The organism is Paraburkholderia sp. SIMBA_027 (assembly GCF_046535315.1).
Taxonomy (GTDB): Bacteria; Pseudomonadota; Gammaproteobacteria; order Burkholderiales; family Burkholderiaceae; genus Paraburkholderia; species Paraburkholderia tropica.
In genome coordinates this window covers 1-278 of record NZ_JAWRWY010000419.1, presented here as the reverse complement: position 1 = coordinate 278, position 278 = coordinate 1, and the positions used below count along the sequence as shown (strand labels likewise).

Below are 278 nucleotides of genomic sequence, written 5' to 3'. Positions count from 1 at the left end.
AAATCTTTTCTGCCTAAATACTCCAACTCTCCATTGCTCAGAAGCCTTACTTCATCGCCTGAACGGTATAAACGATCACCGGATTTAAATGGATTGGGAATAAAACGTGCTGATGTTAATTCATCTCTGTTTAAATATCCTCTGGATACTCCATCACCGCCTATATACAGTTCCCCAGAAACACCAACGGGTAATAATTGCTGATTATCATCAAGTACATAACACCTTAAGGTCGGAATTGCTGTTCCAATATTGCTGATATTAGAAACGATATCACT

Annotated in this window: 1 protein-coding gene; it reads right to left on the bottom strand. The window is 38.5% G+C overall.

The features are described 5' to 3' along the window. The coding region (locus tag SB764_RS39650) for an AMP-binding protein (protein ID WP_410866703.1) at positions 1 to 278 on the bottom strand (278 nt) is incomplete at both ends.